Here is a 279-nt window from a genome sequence, read left to right on the forward strand (position 1 = left end):
TACAGCGATACCCGCCGCGGCCGACCGGAGCGGTTGCGCACGGTGCACTGCCACAGCTCGACCGGCGACTCTTCCGGCAGCTGCAGGCGCAGCTCGAGCACGATGCCGTCGTACTCCACTTCCCAGGCGACGTCCTGCCGGCCCGCCGAGAACGTGAAGCGCGTGGGCGCGGCGCGCACCGGCTCGTACGGCGCCGAGTACAGCGCGCCGTTGTCCTCGTCCTTCAGGTAGAAGAAGCGGCCGGGGTGGTGCGCGTAGTAGGGCTGTTCCGGCTGCATG

Annotated in this window: 1 pseudogene; it reads right to left on the reverse strand. The window is 70.3% G+C overall.

What is annotated here, in order from left to right:
* Positions 1–279, reverse strand: a pseudogene (locus R0J87_RS19675) (GH36-type glycosyl hydrolase domain-containing protein); the annotation flags it as partial.

Source organism: Halomonas sp. SIMBA_159 (genome assembly GCF_046536035.1).
Classification (GTDB): domain Bacteria; phylum Pseudomonadota; class Gammaproteobacteria; order Pseudomonadales; family Halomonadaceae; genus Vreelandella; species Vreelandella venusta_A.